The sequence below is a fragment of the Vibrio sp. 10N.286.52.C3 genome (assembly GCF_041468865.1).
In the GTDB taxonomy this organism is placed as follows: Bacteria; Pseudomonadota; Gammaproteobacteria; order Enterobacterales; family Vibrionaceae; genus Vibrio; species Vibrio crassostreae_C.
Map to the genome: position 1 here is coordinate 12,783 of NZ_JBFRJM010000015.1, position 18,432 is coordinate 31,214.

Sequence of the window (18,432 nt, forward strand, 5' to 3'; positions counted from 1 at the left end):
TGCAGCAAAAGTCGGAAATATATAACTCAATTGCATACACGGTCATCGTAATAAGAGCGATTATTTGATATAAGGTATGCAATTCAAATTTGGAGTATCAATGGCTTATGGCGATTTCTTTAAACTTCGAACTCATTCGTGAACATAACGAAAAACTGGCAAATTTAGGATACCTCGCTGAGCAGATCCTACATTTAGACCCTGGCAGTGCGATTACGCGATTGCGTGGCTTTGCCGAAGAAGTCACCAAAGAGATTTATGCCATTGATGGTTTAGCAAGGCTTCCGCAGGCAAGCTTTATGGAACTGCTAAAGAACGATGCTTTTATTGATGTCACTGAATCACGCCTTCGAGATCAGCTTCATTTCTTGCGAGTAGAAGGAAATGACACTGCACATGGTGGTGACGGTTCGACGCGTAAAGCTTATGCGGCACTGGGTACTGCTCACTCTTTATCTCAATACCTCGCGATTAACTATTACGGCTTTCAAGTGTCCGAGCTCAATGAGCTTGTATATCCAGAGGCTCCTACCTCAAGCTCTTTAACGCAAAAGCAACTTGATAAAGCTATTGAAGAGAACGAACAGAAGCAACAAGCGCTGTTTGATGAATTAGAGCGCGAGCGCCAGAAGCGACAAGCAGCAGAAACTCAGGTCGAGCTAACGGCTGAACAACTCAAGCAAGCAAAAGCACAGGCGAAATCGCGTAGTCAACAAACGGCGAACAGCCTTCAATGGGATGAAAATAAAACTCGTCAGTTGTTAATTGATACATTACTGGCTCAAGCTGGTTGGGATATTAACGATCCAGAAAAAGTAGGCATTGAAGTTGAAGTCGAACACCAACCGACAAACTCCGGAGTAGGATATGTTGATTATGTTCTTTGGGACGACGACGGTACGCCACTTGCCGTTGTCGAAGCGAAACGTTCGCGTGAACATATGCAAAAAGGCAGAGAGCAAGCTCGCTATTATGCTGAAGGTCTAGCAAAGCAACATAACTGTCCAGAGCCGATTGTGTTTTATACCAATGGCTATGAGATTTGCATTTGGGATACCAAGCAATACAACACCTATCGTCAGGTGTTTGGCTTCTATTCCAAAGATAGCCTGAAGTTTTTGCAATACCAGCATTTACATAAAGATCCAAACTTAGAACAACTCAACCCTAGCGCGAATATTGCAGGTCGACCTTATCAGATTGAGGCGATCAAATCGGTGACCAACCAATTCCAAAATCAGCGCCGTAAAGCATTGATTGTTCAAGCAACAGGAACGGGGAAAACTCGTGTATCCATTGCATTAGTTGAGTTGCTACTTCGTTCTCGCTGGGTTAAGCGCGTGCTATTCTTGTGTGACCGTAAGGAGCTGCGCCGTCAAGCCGATGGAGCGTTTAAAGACTTTTTACCAAGTGAACCGCGTTGTGTCATCGGGGAGAAAAACCAAGTCGACCAGTCAGCTCGTGTATTCGTCTCGACTTACCCGGGTATGATGAACCGATTCTCACAATTGGATGTAGGCTTCTTTGATTTGATCATTGCCGATGAATCACACCGTAGTATCTATAACCGCTATCGTGACATTTTCGACTACTTTGATGCAATGCAGGTAGGTTTAACTGCAACACCAGTCAAGTTCATTGCGCGTAACACTTATGACTTGTTTGGATGTGAAAATGGCGACCCAACCTTTAACTTCGACCTAGCAGAAGCGATCTCGCATGAGCCACGTTTCCTAAATCCATTCAGAGTAAAAGAGTTCACTACCGAATTCTTACGTGATGGTATCCACTACAGCAAACTCACTCCAGAACAACAAGCGCAGCTTGAAGAAGATCTAGGAGAAGAAGAGGCGCAAAATACCACCATTAAAGGCAAAGACATTGGCAAGAAGATTTTCAGTGTCGAAACCGACAGTGCCATCCTAGAGAACTTGATGGAAAATGGCATTAAAGATGCCACTAAGTCGCTAGTGGGGAAAACCATCATCTTTGCGCAAAACCAAGCGCATGCTGAACAACTTGAGAAACTCTTCTGTGAAGATCTGTATCCACAATACGGCAGTAAAGTGTGTAAGGTGATCCACAATGCCGTTGATCGACCAGAAGCTCGAATTGACGAGTTTAAAAAGCCAGATAACGATTTCCGTATCGCTATTTCAGTAGACATGATGGACACCGGTATCGATGTTCCAGAAGTGGTCAACCTTGTGTTTGCACGCCCTGTGAAATCTTGGGTGAAGTTCTGGCAGATGATTGGGCGTGGTACAAGACTTTGTCCAGATCTGTTTGGCCCCGATAAAGACAAAGAAGAGTTCTTGATTTTCGACCACTATGGCAACTTTGAATATTTTGAAGAAGAGTATGTAGAAGCAGACACTGGCGTTAGCCGTTCACTGCTGCAAACCGTCTTTGAAGCACGCTTACAACTTGCCGATGAAGCTCAAAAGCGTGCCGACGTTAAAGCCTTTGAGCTCGCTTGCGCGCAGATGAAAGCGGATATTTGTGACCTACCCGAAGGCGCAATTGCCGTTCGCCGTGAGCTGAGAAACGTAAAACAGCTCCAAGAAACTGATCAGTTACTCCAAATGAATGGTTCCACTAGGCATTTACTGGAAACTACAATCGCGCCTCTGATGGGAAATCGCACACTAAAAGACAAAGATGCCTCAATGCTGGATCGCTTAACCTCACAAATTCAAAGTGCTCAGTTATCAGGTAGTAGTGAGATCGAAAACCTAAAAGCGGATTACATCTCTCGCTTACAAAACCTAGCAGTGACCATTACAGAAGTGCGCAAACAAGGCGATGAAATCGCAAGAGTGCAAACCCAGAAATACTGGCAAGACATTACGCTAGAGCAGCTTGAAAACACACGCACTAAACTGCGTGGGATTATGAAGTTCAAAAAGAAAGAACTGTCTCCCTATGAGAATATTCAGACAACCACAGCGCAAGATGGCGAGGTTCGTGAAACTGACCGTGTGGTGGTTATCGGTGATGAAACAGAAGCCATGGTTTACCGTAAGCGTTTGAAAGATATTCTCGATAAAATGCTCGCTGATAATCCTGTATTACAGAAGATTCATAACAACCAAGCAGTGACAGAAGATGAACTAAAATCACTGACTTCAACAATTTTAACGCAGCACCCCGGTGTTGATGCGAATGCTTTGAACGCTTTTTATGGAAGAACTTCAGAAGAGCTGAGCCAAACGTTGGTTCAGCTAGTGGGTTTAGACGCCGATCTCGTCAATCAACGCTTTACCGATTTCATTCAAAATAACCAACTTAGCTACAAGCAAGTGCAGTTTTTGAATCAATTGAAACGCTTTATTTGTCAGAACGGGCGTATCAAAGTCGCAGATTTATACGAGGGGCCGTTTGAGCGCCTAACCGATGGCGAAGGCTTAGATATCTTCACCGATTCAAAAGCGGACGAGCTTGAAGCGTTAATGCAGCCATTTTTGATGCCACATTAACCAAACGGTCATTCAAAACACCGAAAAGGGAGTTTGTAAGGTTACGAACTCCCTTATTCATTATAAAATCTCATAATCTACACCTCTTAACTTTGTCGTTTGCAAAGTTAACAGCCACTAAAAGAAGAGCGCATTATGCTAACTGGTCAATTACGTAACGATATCGATGGTCTGTGGGAAAAATTTTGGACGGGTGGGGTAACCAACCCGCTGGTGGTGATTGAACAGATCAGTTACTTAATGTTCTCTCGCATGTTAGATATGCAAGAAACTACGGCAGAGAAAAAGGCTAAACGTACAGGTAAACCGTTTAATCGTCAGTTCCCAGAAACGCCTGAAGGTCAATTATTACGTTGGCAGAACTTCAAAAACATGTCGGGTGCAGAACTGCTTCCTCACCTGCGTAACAACGTTTTTCCTCACTTTTCTGATATCGAGCTTAATGGTTCAGACATCGCACAGTTCATGGCTGATGCGGATGTGGAGATCCGCAGCGAATCGGTACTGCTATCTGCGGTTGAAATGGTTGATAAGCTTCCGCTCGAGCAGAGTGATGTTAAAGGTGATATCTACGAATATCTACTGAGTAAGCTCTCTTCTGCTGGCATTAACGGACAATTCCGTACACCTCGTCATATCATCGACATGATGGTTGAAATGCTGGATGTGCAACCAACAGATGTGATTTGTGACCCTGCGTGTGGAACCGCGGGCTTCCTTTCTCGCGCAATGGAATACCTAACGCGCACTCACACCAGCCCAGAAAGCATTTACCAGGATGAAGACGGCAATAACGTTTACACCGGTGACATGTTGCACGAATACCAAGATCACATTAATAATAAAATGTTCTGGGGTTTTGACTTCGACACCACAATGCTACGCGTTTCAGCAATGAACATGCTGCTACACGGGGTAAGCTCTGCCAATATCACCTACCAAGACAGCTTGAATAAGAACTTTGCAGGCAAAGCGCAAGAAGAGAATTTCTTCGACAAAATTCTAGCTAACCCACCGTTTAAGGGTAGCCTAGATGAGCAGTCGGTAAATCCGCAAGTGCTTTCAATGGTGAAAACCAAGAAAACCGAGCTGCTATTTGTGGCGTTAATCCTGCGCATGCTTAAGCTAGGCGGCCGCAGCGCAACCATCGTGCCTGATGGCGTCTTGTTTGGCAGTTCAAAGGCACACAAAGACTTACGTCAAGAACTGATTGAAAACAACCAATTAGAGGCAATGATCTCACTACCTAGCGGTGTATTTAAGCCGTATGCTGGGGTATCTACTGGAATTCTTATCTTCACCAAAGGCGGCAGCACCGACAATGTTATGTTTTATGACATGCAGGCAGACGGCTATTCACTAGATGATAAGCGTAACCCAATCAAAGATAATGATATTCCAGAAGCTCTCGCGAAATGGAAGCGTTATAGCGAGCTATACGAAGCGAATGATACAGCCACATTGAAAGAAGAGTTTGGTGATAAAACGCAGAAAGCCTTTATGGTTTCAGCTGAAGACATTAAAGCGCAAAAGTATGACCTTTCTATCAACCGCTACAAAGAAGTGGTGTATGAGGAAGAAGTGTATGAGGACCCTAAGGTGATTCTTGCTAAGCTGAAAGCGCTTGAGAATGAGATTCTGGCTGACTTGAATGAGTTGGAGGGGATGTTATGAGTCAAAACTTTGTCTCATTGGGAGAAATAGCTCAATTTATCAATGGTGACCGAGGGAAGAACTACCCTGCTAAAGGCTCGTTTGTCGACGAGGGTGTAGCTTTCATAAATGCAGGCAGTCTAAGCCAAGAACATAGTATTGACTCTTGTAGCCTTAATTACATTACTGAAGCAAAGTACGATTCATTAAGTAGCGGCAAAGTAGCTCAAGGAGACATTCTATTTTGTCTTCGTGGCTCTATTGGTAAATTTGCGCTAATTACAGAGCAAATGACAGGGGCTATTGCATCATCATTAGTTATTGTCCGGCCTTCTGAAAAAGTGTTCACGGGTTACTTAAAACACTATTTTGCTAGTAACCTTTGTAGACGTGAAATAGATAATTTTGAAAATGGTGCTGCGCAACCGAACTTGTCCGCAACCGATTTAAAAGAGTTTAGAATCCCGCTCCCACCGCTAGTAGAACAAAAACGCATTGCAGCCATTTTGGATAAAGCTGATGCCATCCGCCAAAAGCGCAAGCAAGCCATCGATCTAGCCGATGAGTTCCTACGCAGCGTCTTTTTGGATATGTTTGGTGATCCGGTTACTAATCCGAAAGGGTGGAAGGTTAAAAATATAGTTAATCTCGCATCTACAGAAAAGCATTCGATTAAACGAGGTCCGTTTGGTGGGGCATTAAAGAAAGAGATTTTTGTTGATTCAGGGTACTTAGTGTATGAGCAATATCATGCATTAAACAATAATTTTGATTTTGCTCGATATTTTATTGATGAAAGAAAATACCAAGAGCTTGAGGCGTTTAAGGTGAATGCTGGCGATATTATTATCAGCTGTTCAGGTGTTAATCTAGGTAGACTCGCAATAGTTCCAGAGGGTAGCCCTGCAGGAATAATAAATCAGGCTCTCCTTAAGGTTAAACTTGATGGGTCAAAAATATGTAATGAAATGTTTGTGGCAATTTTCACTCACCCAAACTTTAAGAGTGCGTTTTTTGGTGAACATCGAGGAAGTGGTGTTCCCAACTTCCCTCCTATGAGTACATTTAAGGAGTTTAGTTTCATCATCCCTCCATTAGATGAACAAAAACGGTATCTAAAGGTCGTTAACAAAGTAAAAGTTTTAAAAAGTAGAATAGAGCTTTCATTATCGTCAGCTAGCGAACAATTCAATGCTATATCCCAAAAAGCCTTCGCTGGCGAACTTTAAACCAAGCCCCAAATAAACTCTCAAATTAGCAATGCTGAGGTTCTTCAGCATTGCTATCAACAACAATGACTATCCTGTATTGCTTATCCCGGTCAACCCTTAAATTACTCAAAGATTCAGTTACGAAAACGGGTCATCAAAACTTGAACTCCCACAGCCAAAACTATCATCGTCAAAAAGGCTAGAATCATCGAAACAACTGTTTGTACTGTCATCGAACAAACTGTTGTTCATGCTATCGTCACTCAGTGAACTGATTGAGTCGTCAAAGAGACTGGTGTTATCAAAGCTATCCGATGAATCTATGCCGAATGGATTGCCTTCCACATCCACACCTCCTATGCCACCTACCATAGGTAACCCGTTTGCAGGGTTAATCGCATTGTCATCAAACGTTGTGGTGTCTTCTGAAAACAGAGTGCTTTCGATAGTGTCGGATTCAAACTGATCATCCTGGTCGTTACTGGGCGTGGTGTCTGAATGTTCACTGCCTGAAGCTGTATCTGAAGTTGAAGCCATAGGGGAAAAGTCGCTGGTCTCAGTCATGTGAGAGACGAAAAAGTAGCTAAACACTCCGATGAAGATCCCGAAAGGTATCGCCAGCGAGCCAATCATGAGGCCGATGGCAGGAAAAAGAATAGCTAAGATATATTTCATATAGAGCCTCATAACTCGGCATGTTAGAAAACTAGATGTTCAAATCATCCTTATGTCTAAACAATAGCAACCCAACCATTTTGTGTTGTTATCAATGTTGAGATTTGCAGTCCATCCTTCACTAATAGTATTGACTCAATTTTTAATTTGTATATGTGATGTCAACTCTATAAATATATGCAATTTGATGATAATAGTATGAGTTAACTCGCTGATTTGTATCAGCATAACCACTTAAAGTTAATGATTACCGCTGAACATGAATATCACCAAGCTATCTCTAACCAATTTCCGCTCATTCCAGCAAACACAAACTATCGAGTTTGCACCAGTCACCTTATTGTTCGGCCCAAATAGTGTCGGTAAGAGCAGTGTCCTTATGGCTCTGTTTTACTTACAGCATGTTATCAATAAGGGGCAATGTGACCCTCAGCGAATTGAAGCGCTCGGAAATAAATACGTTGGCGGCTTTAAGAACCTTATAAACGGTAAAGATCTCTCTAAAACCATGGTGATTAAGGTTGAGTACCAAAAACCAAAAAACCAGGCAGGACACAGTTTCGATGATAGCACTTGGTTTATTGAGGGTTTACATCAAAAAGCGGCTCAGTTAGGTGAGGCCGTATCTGAACCTCTACTCAATATGAGTAGCCCTAGTGAATGGGCCGACGAGATCGCGATTGAGTTTGAAATCAAGTGGTCTCACGCTGAAAAAACAGCGTTTGTCTACCGCCAATCTGTGTGGTTAGACAACGAGTTCATTCTGGAAGTGAAGAACACCAAGCCGAACGACAACGCTGAAGTGAGCCGAGTTAACTATCTTCATCCTTTATTTAAAACGGATGACGAAGATGACACAGAAATGGCTTATCGGGAAGATGGCTCCTGCGGTGAATTTCATCACCATGTTTTAGAAGCAGCAACCTCTACCCCAATAGATGTATCGTTACCGAATAGTCAACAAATGTTTCTTCACGCTCCATTTCACTTTCAATCTCGATCAGGTGCACTACCAAGGCTAGATAAAAGGTTAGAAACGAGCTTAGAGTCCGAACATGACTTGATTACTCGCAGAATCGAGGAGATTTTTAGTGATGTGATTGTCGCATCGCTCGCCAACCTAAACGATGTTCTTTCAGACAGCGTTGCTATTGGACCACTAAGACAAATTCCTGATTCTACTTTCGATGCTGAAGATAAGGTGATTCAAAAGGATTGGTACTCGGGTAAGGCGAGTTGGGACACCATTTTCAATGCCGATATGGAGGTGGTTCATCGAGTTAACCGCTGGATGGCAGGCCGTGATTGGCTTGATCTTGGTTATGCCTTGGTTGAAAAGTCTGAGCAAGGGCGAATCGACTATATCAATGATGGCGATAAGTTTAGTGATTTCACACGTAGACAACTGGATGAAGCGTCTAGCGAAGGTGTCAATCATAAGTATTTTTCTTCACGAGAGTATCAACACGACGTGGTTACTTTATGGGACCTTTCAAATGATATTGAGGTGTCAGCGAGTGACGTTGGTGCCGGTATTTCACAAGTTTTCCCCTTGGTGGTTGCAGCAGAATCGAACAAGCGTGGCCTGATTTGTTGTGAGCAACCTGAATTGCATTTACATCCCAAAGCACAAGTTTCATTGGGTGATTTGTTAACTCAAACAGACAGTAAAAACCACTACCTCATTGAAACTCACAGTGAGCATCTGATCCTGCGCTTACTTCGCCGTATCAGAGAAACGACAGATCAAGCGTTGCCAAGTGGCTTTACGCCAGTTAGCAAAGCGGATCTCTCTATTGTCTACCTAGAGTCTTCTGATGCAGGAGTTGTGGCACATAAAACACTGCTTACCGATGATGGTGATTTAGAAACAGGTTGGCCGAGTGGTTTCTTTGATGAAAGAGATGAGGAGCTTTTCTAATGTACAAGGAGATTGCACTCGACCCTCACTGTATGTCGGAATATCACTATTATGCGTTGCTTAAAAGTGCCTTTGGTTTTGAAAATGGTCGATATCTGGTAGCCCCAACTAAAGAGTGGGTTAGGGAGGCGTATCAAAGTGTTAAGGCTTCTGATATTGCGCCAACTAAGAAAAAGTCAGTGACTAATTTTCTTAATAAGTTGCAGCGAGATAAAGCTAATCCTTTCATTGTGTTACCGAAAGATCGAGCAGATTCAACACTACAGAGTGGGTATGAGAATTGGCTCAATTGGATGACATCACAACACTCACTAAGAGCATTCAACGCCGTTGTGTCAGAGCAAGCGGGCGCAGAACATATCAATTATGAGCAGATCATAGATGGAGACACGAGTTGGTCGATTCCTCCAACACTTTGGATCGATAAAACCGAGCACAATATCTTAGATGTGACTGTTCCACTACTGAATGTGGGAAAAGATCTAATCATTGCGGATCCCTATTTTAAACTCCCAGGTAATGCATTGCTCAAAGCTATTTTGCGTAGGGCCACATCCTCAGGTGTTCGCACCGTGAGTATCGTGACCACAATGGATTGCAGTAATTTATCAGGTGTTTTTGAACGCGAGTATCAAGCTTCAATGGTTGATTTACCGTTGGTGAATTATATCCGTGTACCACATGGGTTTATACACGATAGATATCTGCTCAGTGATAAAGCGGCCATAAAAGCGGGGCAAGGCTTTTCAACAGCACCTGAAAAAGGCCTGCAGTCGGATCGATTAAGCATCAGTTTGTGCGGTTTAGAAGAATATAGAGAAACCAAAGCGTGTATCGACGAGTATCAAAACAAGCATCCAGAAATGTGCACGCGTTTGGGTGAATAATAAAACAATGGCTTAGATAAATATTATGGAATTACAGTTTAAGGATGTATCCGGTAAAGACAATATTGGCGATTTTACTTGGATCCATCAATCAGGGCGTCAGGCACTTATCGCAGACCTGGTATCGGGTTGCGACGTTGCTAGGGGGATAGACCTGTTAAGTAGTTGGTTAACCGTGAATCAAACTAATGAGCTGTTTGTCGCGGAACAAGTGATAGAAGATCTGCATCAACTCTTTTTCAACAATGGGGTTCAATCTACATTTGGCATCATCACTCAGAAGGCAGAAGAGTTTGAATTGTCTTGGGTAGGAAATATTCGGCTTTATCGAGTTGAGAAGGGGGTTAAAAGAGCCGAATCTCGCGGCTTTGAATCACAACCTATTTCTGTTGTTGGTAGTGAGGTCACGCCTATCGTTCATCACATGAACCTTGATAATGATGGGATTTCGAAGTTCATTTTAACCAGTGACGGTTTAAGCAGCCAAATGATGTGTGAGCTTAATTTAACCTCTGATGCTCTAACCAGTGGCCAACTGCAAAAAAAACTGCTTCCGGCGGTTGTTGACCAAGACTGGTCTGCACTTATCTTTCCGATGTCGAACTCGCACTCTTTTGTAGAAAATGACTGGCCATACAATCCGTTTGTTGGGGCACAAGAAGAGCGTTTACATGAACGCCGAGGCTTAGCTGAATTAGCAACACAACTTTTCACACAACCGCTTTTCGAAGGTTTTAGAATTGTCTCTTGCCCGCCGATCTTGAGTGAAAACTCATCCCGTTTGTTTGATGGACTGCTTATTTATCCGTTTGGTGTGATCCCGCTTGAATTGAAAGATCATCACGGCAATATCGCAGTTGATATGTGCACGAACAAACGAAGCAGCTTGTTGGTCGATAATGATATGGGGCGAACTTACCTCTCGAATCCGGTTACTAAGCTCAGAGAAGCGTTAAGAAGGTTTGGTGATCTACCTGAGTTAAAAGCGTTGCTGCCAGAATTAAAAAATACTGGCTTAGTACTGTTTACGAATCGTAACGCCAATGTTGAGTGTATTTATGATGGCCAAACGGTTTCGGCTCCTTTTATGGAGATGGGTGAAGTCATCGTTGCGCAAACCGAGCAGGTGTCTTCGCTACTCGTTAAGTTCTGCCGCTCTCGATTCGGTAAAAAATCAAAACGGCGTTTGTTTGAATCGGAAATAAATCAGCTCGTTCAGGAACTGACGGCATCTCCTGTTGAACAGTATCAAGGTGCCATCACCGTTGGAGATTATGAAGTAGAAATGGAAGCGGTTGAGTCGGAATCAACAGATTACTTTACCGTTTATAACGCCGTTCTGTTTAACGAACAGGTTTGGGCGAAGTGCTTTAATTTAGATCACTTAAGCGCTGTACATCGCCAAACCGAGCTCAAGAGCTTGGGTCGAGAAGCTCTAGTGCTTAAGCGCTTGAGCCGAGTGGATGGTGTTCAACGCTATCAAGATAAGGAACTACTTGAAGACAAGTTTTATGTGTTCGTTGAAAAAGCTCCTGCTGTAACACTTGAACAATGGCTTAGTGCGAACCCTACAAAAGAAGAGAAACTGAACCTACTGATCGAATTAGCAGAAACCATTCAACAGATTCAGAGCGTGGGTGACCCCGAGATTATTCATCGAGCCATTAACTTATCAAATATTCGTGTTACCGAACGAAGCGAGCCAATGTTGATAAATTTCGAGTTATGTCAGCAAGAAATGGTTGCGACACTGCCCCTAAATGCTAGAAGAACGTTCGAGCAGAAGTACCAAGCGCCGGAAGTAAATGAACCTGGTCAGTCTTTAACGTTTTCTTCCGATATTTTTAGTCTGGGATTAGTCGTGTTTTATTCGTTAAGTGGGGAACTGCCGTTTGAGCAATCGACGAAAGAATTAGTTAGTAAGGGGCGCCGCCCAGCATATTGGAAACAGCTGTGTCAAAAGTTAGAGCTATCAGGACAACATGCTGAGTTTTGGCAGAGAATACTTCACGTTACACCTAAATACCGTCCAACAATTGAGCAAGTGATAGAGGTCTTAAAGACATGGAAATGACGACAAGTGGCTATGCCAAACAATACCCCAAGGAAAAGGTAATCTATCAGTGCGAAGCGACGAAACGTGCTTTTTATCGCGTCAAATTGCCTCAGCTTGGTTTGTATTACGGGTTAAAAGAGATTGAGGTCGAGGATCTTAAAGCTAGTAAAGCCATTAAAAATGAGATTGTTGCTCTGAACCGTTTGCCGTTTGGTGTTGCAGCTAAGTGCCATCAATATTGGCAAGAAGGAAAGAAGCATTATCTTCTTATGGACTGGGTTGAAGGTAAGCCTCTTAATGAGTTTGTAACGGTGGCACCAGATAATCGTAGAGAGTTTGCACAACGCCTGCGCTTGGCAGAGAAAATTGGTTGGAAGTTGGTTGAACTTCATCGTTATCGTGTTACCCATCGAGACCTCAAACCAGAAAATATCATTGTGCACAGCGACAAAAATCAGAATGTCGCCGGAGTCAGTTTTATTGATTTTGGTTTATCCAACCAAAAGCGTTACCTTGAGGAAGGGACAGCACATTATCGCTCCCCGGAGCAAGAATTTGTGAGACACGTGAGCCTCACACAGTCGTCGGACATTTTTTCGTTCTGCCAACTTATTCACTATTTATTGACGGGCCAACCATTGGTACTTCAGCCAAATTTTGATAATTCGGATTGGGATGAGATGAACATTCACTTGCCTACCTCTATACCATCAAAGCTCCATGATGCATTGCAACAGGGGCTAACGTTCGACTGTAGTCAGCGCAGTAAACAAGTATTTACTATCGTCAAAGCCTTACAAGAGGCTTCTAAGCAACTCAATAGCAAGGGGTAATCGTAATGTCTGCATACAATCAAACCGTGCCTTTTTGGCCGGAAGATAAATCAGCTAAGTATGGTTCCGTTCTTCCTCTATTGTATCGTTTGGAAAATAATTATCTGGATAAAAACTGGCCTGACAATGGTGAAGGTCAAGAGGCGGTTATAAGCCAACTAAAGTCAACTAACAAAGCTTGGGCTTCTTCATTTAAGCCGAAAGATACCGTCATCGTCACCTTACTTATTGGTAAATATAAAATCACAATTAATGTTGCCAAGAGTGAGGAAAAACCTAGGCTTTGGGTGAGCCGCATTTACTATGCGAACAACCAAGACCGTCAGCGCATGCTGGAGCACGGGACTTTGCTTGAATTCGATGGTATTGAGTTTCTGACTGGCCGCGAATTTGGAAATGGATTGGAAGCTCGTGATATTAGGTTTAAGTATGGCTTGTACGCAACCGAGTTACTCGATGCAATCAATTCTCCATGGAATGTGGAGGGCGAGGAGCTAGAACCAGAACAAGCAGAAGAGGAGGCGCTTTGCTACGAAGAGCAAGAGATGATCGATGTGTTGCGCTGTTTCATTGATTCTGAATATGAACTCGAAAGAATTGCGGCTCAGCAATGTATGCCTTTCAATGCGACCTCTATCAGCGCTCGAAGTGAGCGAACAACCTACCGTCTTCACTATGAAATTACGTTGGATGAATTCGATTATTCCCGCTTACTTGAAGTACAACCAACGCTGCTTGAAATGCTCGACGAAATGCGAGAGCCAACAGATATATTATTAGAGGTGGCGGATCTCACCCCTGTAGAGAATGAACCTATCATTCACGTTAGCATCGAGAAACAAGCGTTAAATTCACAAATACCAGATCAAGCGCTTTTGGCTATTGCGGCTCTACCGACGTTAAAGAAGGTAAGAAACTCCGTTGTAGATTCTTTAGAGTCTGAGTCATCCAAAAACCCATGGTTGTTACCTTTAGCCGCTAAAGTGTATCAACATGAGCCTCTTACCCCAGTTAAGGTTCCATTACCTCCAAGTAAATTCCCGCCGACACCGTCGCAAGTTAAAGCGATTGATAGTGGTGCTGGTAGTAATGATTACACTTTGGTTCTAGGGCCTCCGGGCACAGGTAAAACCACGGTTATTCTTCAGTGGGTGAAGTACTTCGCGGCGCAGGGTAAACGTGTTCTTGTGACATCGCAAAACAATAAAGCGGTCGACAATGTTCTAGAACGTTTGGCTGAAGAAGACGATTTTGAGTGTTTACGTATAGGCAACGAAAATAAAATCAGCTCTTGCTTGGAGGACATTACACTCGATAATAAAGCCGCTGAATTGCAAGCGCGTATGTTTAGTTCAGCCGATGAGACACTGAAAAACCTAGAGTCTCAACTCACTTATATTCATGAACTGCTTGCGAGTAGAAATGAAATTATCGCGAAAATGGATAATGCAGATAAAGCTCAAAGTGATCACATCCATCATATTAATAGGCAGAAAAGCTTACACGTAGAGTTGGCTGAAATAGAATCGCATATTCTTTCTCACGACAATGTTATTCGTCGATTAAATGCTCAATTAAAAGAAATTGAGCAAAAAGAGTGGCCGATTTTTAAGTCTGTTTCTCGATGGATAAACACTAAAAAGACCAATCTAGTCAATAGCCGTATAGAAAGCTCTCATATAAAGTCTGGAAAACTTAGCGAATCACGAACAACGACTATGGCCTCTATTGCCAATACAGAGAAGTCTATAGAGGAAGCTCAACAGCTTATTGAAAGCTGTAATCAACAGATTGATGCTTACTTTAGAAAGGTCACTTCCCTAGTTGATGAGGTAGTTCTGCCAGGGCAGTCTGAGGACAGAGTAACGAAATTAGAACTGGTTCAATTGGATGAACTGTTGCGTAAAGTTTCGGGTATTCATAGCAACCTCACGCAGTGGTTCAATAAATTGAAAACCGAGCGTCAACAGGCGCTGTATAAAATCTTAATCGAAAACGTAAACGTGGTTGGTGCTACTTGTATTGGTATCAATACCAAAGCCCTATTTAGAGAACTCGACTTTGATGTTGTGATCGTAGATGAGTCTGGTCAGATACAACTCCACAACTTGATTGTCCCTTTGTCCCGAGCCAATAAAGCGATATTAGTAGGGGATCATAAGCAGTTACCGCCTGTCGTCAGTGATGAAGTACTGGAAGAAGTTGAAGCTAAAGACTTCGGTGACTACAAAGACCTTTATCGACTGAGTTGGTTTGAGCACCTATGGAATGCCGCTCCGGACGACCGAAAAATCATGCTGGATACACAATTCCGCTGTCCTTCCATTATTAGTGATTTTGTCTCGGAAGCTTTTTATGAGGGCAACTATTTTGCTGGTGTCGGTATGGATAAGAAAAAACCGCTACTGTCATATTGCCCACAGCCGATGATTTGGATAGACACGACTTGGTTAGAAAATAAAGGTGAAAAGTCGACATCAGAAGAGGGCAGAGCGGTGGTGCAAGATAACGTTTGTGAGACAAATCTAGTTATTGAGCTTCTTAAGTCTTCAATTCAGGAGATGCCAGAACTTGCTGAGAACCGAGAGATAGGGGTTATTGTTCCCTACGCAAATCACGTGAAAGCCATCCAGAACGCAATACGCAGAGAACAAAAGCGTGGTGAGCTACTGGAACTCAAGATGCCACTAAATGAACTGGTTGCTTCTGTAGATAGTTTCCAGGGGCAAGAACGAGATTTGATCATATTCACATTCACGCGTTCGAATCGACAAGGTAAGGTTGGATTCCTTGCGGATTGGCGCCGACTTAATGTTGCTCAAACACGAGCTAAGAAGCAGCTTGTAATGATCGGTGATTCTCAAACATTGACTAAAGGTGCAGACCGAGATAGTGCTCATGATGTGGAATTCAAGAGAGCGATGGTGCTGCTGAAGAGTCAGTGTTATGAGAAAGGGGCGCTAATCCAAGCGAGCCGTTTTCTGCCAAACGAAAAGGTCGTTAAGCGCCCAAGCGTTCAAAACAAATATAGAACGACACACAATCCTAGCTCTAAAACAATGTTGGTAAGTGAAAATGGCTAAAAAGAAAACAAATAGTAATCCTTACTTCAATGTCTTGAAGAGTTACGCTGAAGTACTAAATTCTCAGATCGGATCTGATGAAACGCTCTTTTATGTTCGAGATAGTCTGTTACCTATTCTAAATGTGAAAATATTGGTAAAAGAGCGAAGTAGAGAGGAGTTAAGTGATATAGATTTAATGATCTTCAAGTTGATAGAGCAAGGTGTCAGTTCTGTTCAATCTATCGTAACTTTGACTGGTTTAGCAGAAAAACTTGTCACAAAGCACTTGAGTGAAATGACAGGCCGTTCCTTTGTTACTTTTATTGATGGAAGGTTTAAATTAACAGCGTTGGGGGAAGAGACGCTTGAACACGGTGTCCCAATTCGCACCGTGCAGCGAGCCTATCGCTATTGTGCTGTTTCAGAACAACTGCTGCCGAAAGATGCGTATAAGTTACCTTACACCGAGGTAGATAAGCTTCGCTCTAGCGACTTTACACGTACGATTAGCTCGAACCATATCTTAGAAGAGTCTCAATTAGTTAACCTTAAAGGATTAGACTTATCAAAGGTCAGTTCGAAAAGAGCACTTGGTATTACCGACGAAGCATTATCCTTTGACGAGATTATTGGGTACTCATCTGGTTATCTTCAAACACGGGTCTTTTTGGTCGGCAAAAATAAGCCTCAAAGAGCGATTGTGGCATTTGGAGAAACCTGCGTTGAATATGATTTAGAGGGAATATTGGCGACAGTTACAGCATTAAATGACGAAAATATCATAGGTAACTTAAACGAGTTTCATCAAAGGCAAAAGGACTCTTTTGGAGATGGAGAAGTCACACTTGATGAGTTCGGTCTCCCAGTTGTCAATATTACGCGAGCAAATCTCGATTGGTTGTCAAAAGGGTTAGAGTCAGGGCAGAAAGCCATCCTTATGTGTGGGACTCAAGCTTTACCTGCTAAGCCTATAGGCTTGAAAGCTTGGGGTAGGCTATCAAGTATATCTGGCTTGACCATTCGTTACTGTCTGCTTGAGGAAGAGTTACAAAAGGATGCATCTAGCCTAAGGGAGTACACTGATTTATGTGATTCGTATATGAGAATTCCTCGAGACGAAAGACCTTATTCAAAGCTAAGTGCTTACATTGAAAATACACTATCGGTGGAAGAGATAGAGCATGTACGTGTACTTGCTGAGCGCTATTCTATAGCTAGGATCAGTAATAATTTACCCAAGACAGAGGCGGTTGAAGCTTAATGGCTGAGTATAAATGGCAGGGGTGGGGATTTTTACCGCTCTTTATCTCAAAGAAATCATTTTTAGAACTTGTGAACTCAGGAAATTGGAAACATTGGAGCGAAGATTTACAAGATCATGAGATCAAAGATATAAGACGCTTCTATACTCGATCTAGTGCCGATTTGTTAAGGCCAATGAAACAAGGTCGCTACGTGTTTGAAGCTAAATTGAGTGATAGCCCGTTGTTATCTTTGGTACCTAATCAACAATCGTTTAATCACGAATTTTCGGTCTGTATTACCAAGCTACAGCTTCTCCAAATGGGCGAGGTGAGTCTGCTTTATTTGCATTTTGAATCTAGCGATAACCTAAGTGCAACTAGTATTGCTGAGCTCAATAGAACTGTTTTTCAATGGGAGCCGAGAACGGAAAGGCATAATGTTTGTCTATGGGAGGATTCAGAACAACAAAAGAAAGGATTAAAGCAACACATTAGTGACTTACTAAGCCTTCCTCTAAGCAATAACAGCCACTATGAAGAAGATGCTTTTGGTCATGAGCTTGTTAGTTGTTCTTGGATTAAGCAAGTAAGTGATTTTGACCAATCTGACACTATTTGTGTGAGTGAGCTTAGCGCAGGAATCAATTTTTCTAACCCTAGGTATAAGCTCTCTGAAAACGAAAAACAGAGGCTTATCGAGAACCAATTTCACTACTGGTCTGATTGGCGCTGTCAATTTAATCTGAATCGTCTTGTTTTTGTAGATCAAACCCCAGGAGAATCATCACTAAACTGGAACTTAGCGACGAACCAGTACTATCTTGATTTGTTAGCCGCGGTAATTTGCCAACGAACAACGCTCGGTCGTTTTAAAGATGAGATGATTTTAAGCCCGAACAAACAAAGAGCGAGGCTTTACGAACGGATATCCCTATTTAGACGATCGTATAAAATGTCTCATGTCTCTACTTACCCTTTTGCAGAGAGATTGTATCAATATCTGTGCTGCCAAGCAGATTTAGAGTTAATAGAACAAAAAGCATTCGTCGAGCTGGAGCATAACCATGCGTTATGGAAGCAAGAGAAAGACGAATCATCCAACACGGTTTTGTTGTTAGTATCACTTGTGGCTGCTTTGCTCGTCCCCGCCAGCTCTATAGCCACAATTATGGCATTAACAAAAGAACAAATGAATCTAACCTTTTGGGCTATATCTGGAAGTATCACTCTAGTTACCGCGATTGTAATGGTGTGGCCGCCACTTAAACGTTATTTGAAAAGTAAAGATTGATGAGAGAACCAGAATCGAGCAGTAATTTTGTAATTGAACTTATTATCGGCATTGTATTGGTTGTGTCTCTTGATTCGGCCTTAATAGCTGTACTAAATATTAGCTTAGTACGGCTAA

11 protein-coding genes are annotated in these 18,432 nt (G+C 42.6%); 10 read left to right on the top strand and 1 reads right to left on the bottom strand.

Annotation, left to right across the window (positions count from 1 at the left end):
• Positions 1–107: 107 nt before the first annotated feature.
• From AB4138_RS06030 to AB4138_RS06040, 3 genes are all read left to right on the top strand, one after another.
• Positions 108–3,479 (top strand): DEAD/DEAH box helicase family protein, encoded by a 3,372-nt coding sequence (locus AB4138_RS06030; protein WP_136978205.1) that lies wholly within the window; start codon positions 108–110, stop codon positions 3,477–3,479.
• A 135-nt stretch (positions 3,480–3,614) separates the two neighbouring features.
• The gene (locus tag AB4138_RS06035; protein WP_372305292.1) at positions 3,615–5,153 is read left to right on the top strand and encodes an N-6 DNA methylase; all 1,539 of its coding nucleotides are present in this window, start codon (positions 3,615–3,617) and stop codon (positions 5,151–5,153) included.
• Positions 5,150–6,361, top strand: a complete 1,212-nt coding sequence (locus AB4138_RS06040; protein WP_372305295.1) for a restriction endonuclease subunit S — start codon at positions 5,150–5,152, stop codon at positions 6,359–6,361. Before AB4138_RS06035 ends, AB4138_RS06040 begins: the two co-directional genes overlap by 4 nt.
• 120 nt (positions 6,362–6,481) lie before the next feature.
• Here the strand turns inward: AB4138_RS06040 and AB4138_RS06045 are convergent, their stop codons facing one another.
• Positions 6,482–7,018 (bottom strand): hypothetical protein, encoded by a 537-nt coding sequence (locus AB4138_RS06045; RefSeq protein WP_136978202.1) that lies wholly within the window; start codon positions 7,016–7,018, stop codon positions 6,482–6,484.
• 259 nt (positions 7,019–7,277) lie between these two features.
• On the opposite strand from AB4138_RS06045, the gene AB4138_RS06050 reads away from it, so the two are divergent.
• Genes AB4138_RS06050 through AB4138_RS06080 form a run of 7 tightly spaced genes read left to right on the top strand, consistent with a single transcriptional unit; the run spans position 7,278 to position 18,315 of the window.
• Positions 7,278–8,939, top strand: coding sequence for a DUF3696 domain-containing protein (locus AB4138_RS06050; protein ID WP_372235832.1), 1,662 nt, complete (start codon positions 7,278–7,280; stop codon positions 8,937–8,939).
• Positions 8,939–9,826: a hypothetical protein gene (locus AB4138_RS06055; protein WP_372235834.1), complete on the top strand. Its 888-nt coding sequence runs from the start codon at positions 8,939–8,941 to the stop codon at positions 9,824–9,826. The genes AB4138_RS06050 and AB4138_RS06055 overlap by 1 nt, the downstream gene beginning before the upstream one ends.
• A 25-nt stretch (positions 9,827–9,851) precedes the next feature.
• Positions 9,852–11,900 (top strand): protein kinase family protein, encoded by a 2,049-nt coding sequence (locus AB4138_RS06060; RefSeq protein WP_372235836.1) that lies wholly within the window; start codon positions 9,852–9,854, stop codon positions 11,898–11,900.
• Complete coding sequence (locus tag AB4138_RS06065; RefSeq protein ID WP_372235837.1) at positions 11,891–12,715, top strand: serine/threonine protein kinase; 825 nt, start codon at positions 11,891–11,893, stop codon at positions 12,713–12,715. The genes AB4138_RS06060 and AB4138_RS06065 overlap by 10 nt, the downstream gene beginning before the upstream one ends.
• A 5-nt stretch (positions 12,716–12,720) precedes the next feature.
• Positions 12,721–15,798, top strand: coding sequence for a DEAD/DEAH box helicase (locus AB4138_RS06070; protein ID WP_372305298.1), 3,078 nt, complete (start codon positions 12,721–12,723; stop codon positions 15,796–15,798).
• Entirely contained in the window at positions 15,791–17,041 is a 1,251-nt protein-coding gene (locus tag AB4138_RS06075) for a hypothetical protein (RefSeq protein ID WP_372235840.1), read from the top strand. The genes AB4138_RS06070 and AB4138_RS06075 overlap by 8 nt, the downstream gene beginning before the upstream one ends.
• Positions 17,041–18,315, top strand: coding sequence for a hypothetical protein (locus AB4138_RS06080; RefSeq protein WP_017071517.1), 1,275 nt, complete (start codon positions 17,041–17,043; stop codon positions 18,313–18,315). The genes AB4138_RS06075 and AB4138_RS06080 overlap by 1 nt, the downstream gene beginning before the upstream one ends.
• The last annotated feature ends 117 nt before the right edge of the window (positions 18,316–18,432 follow it).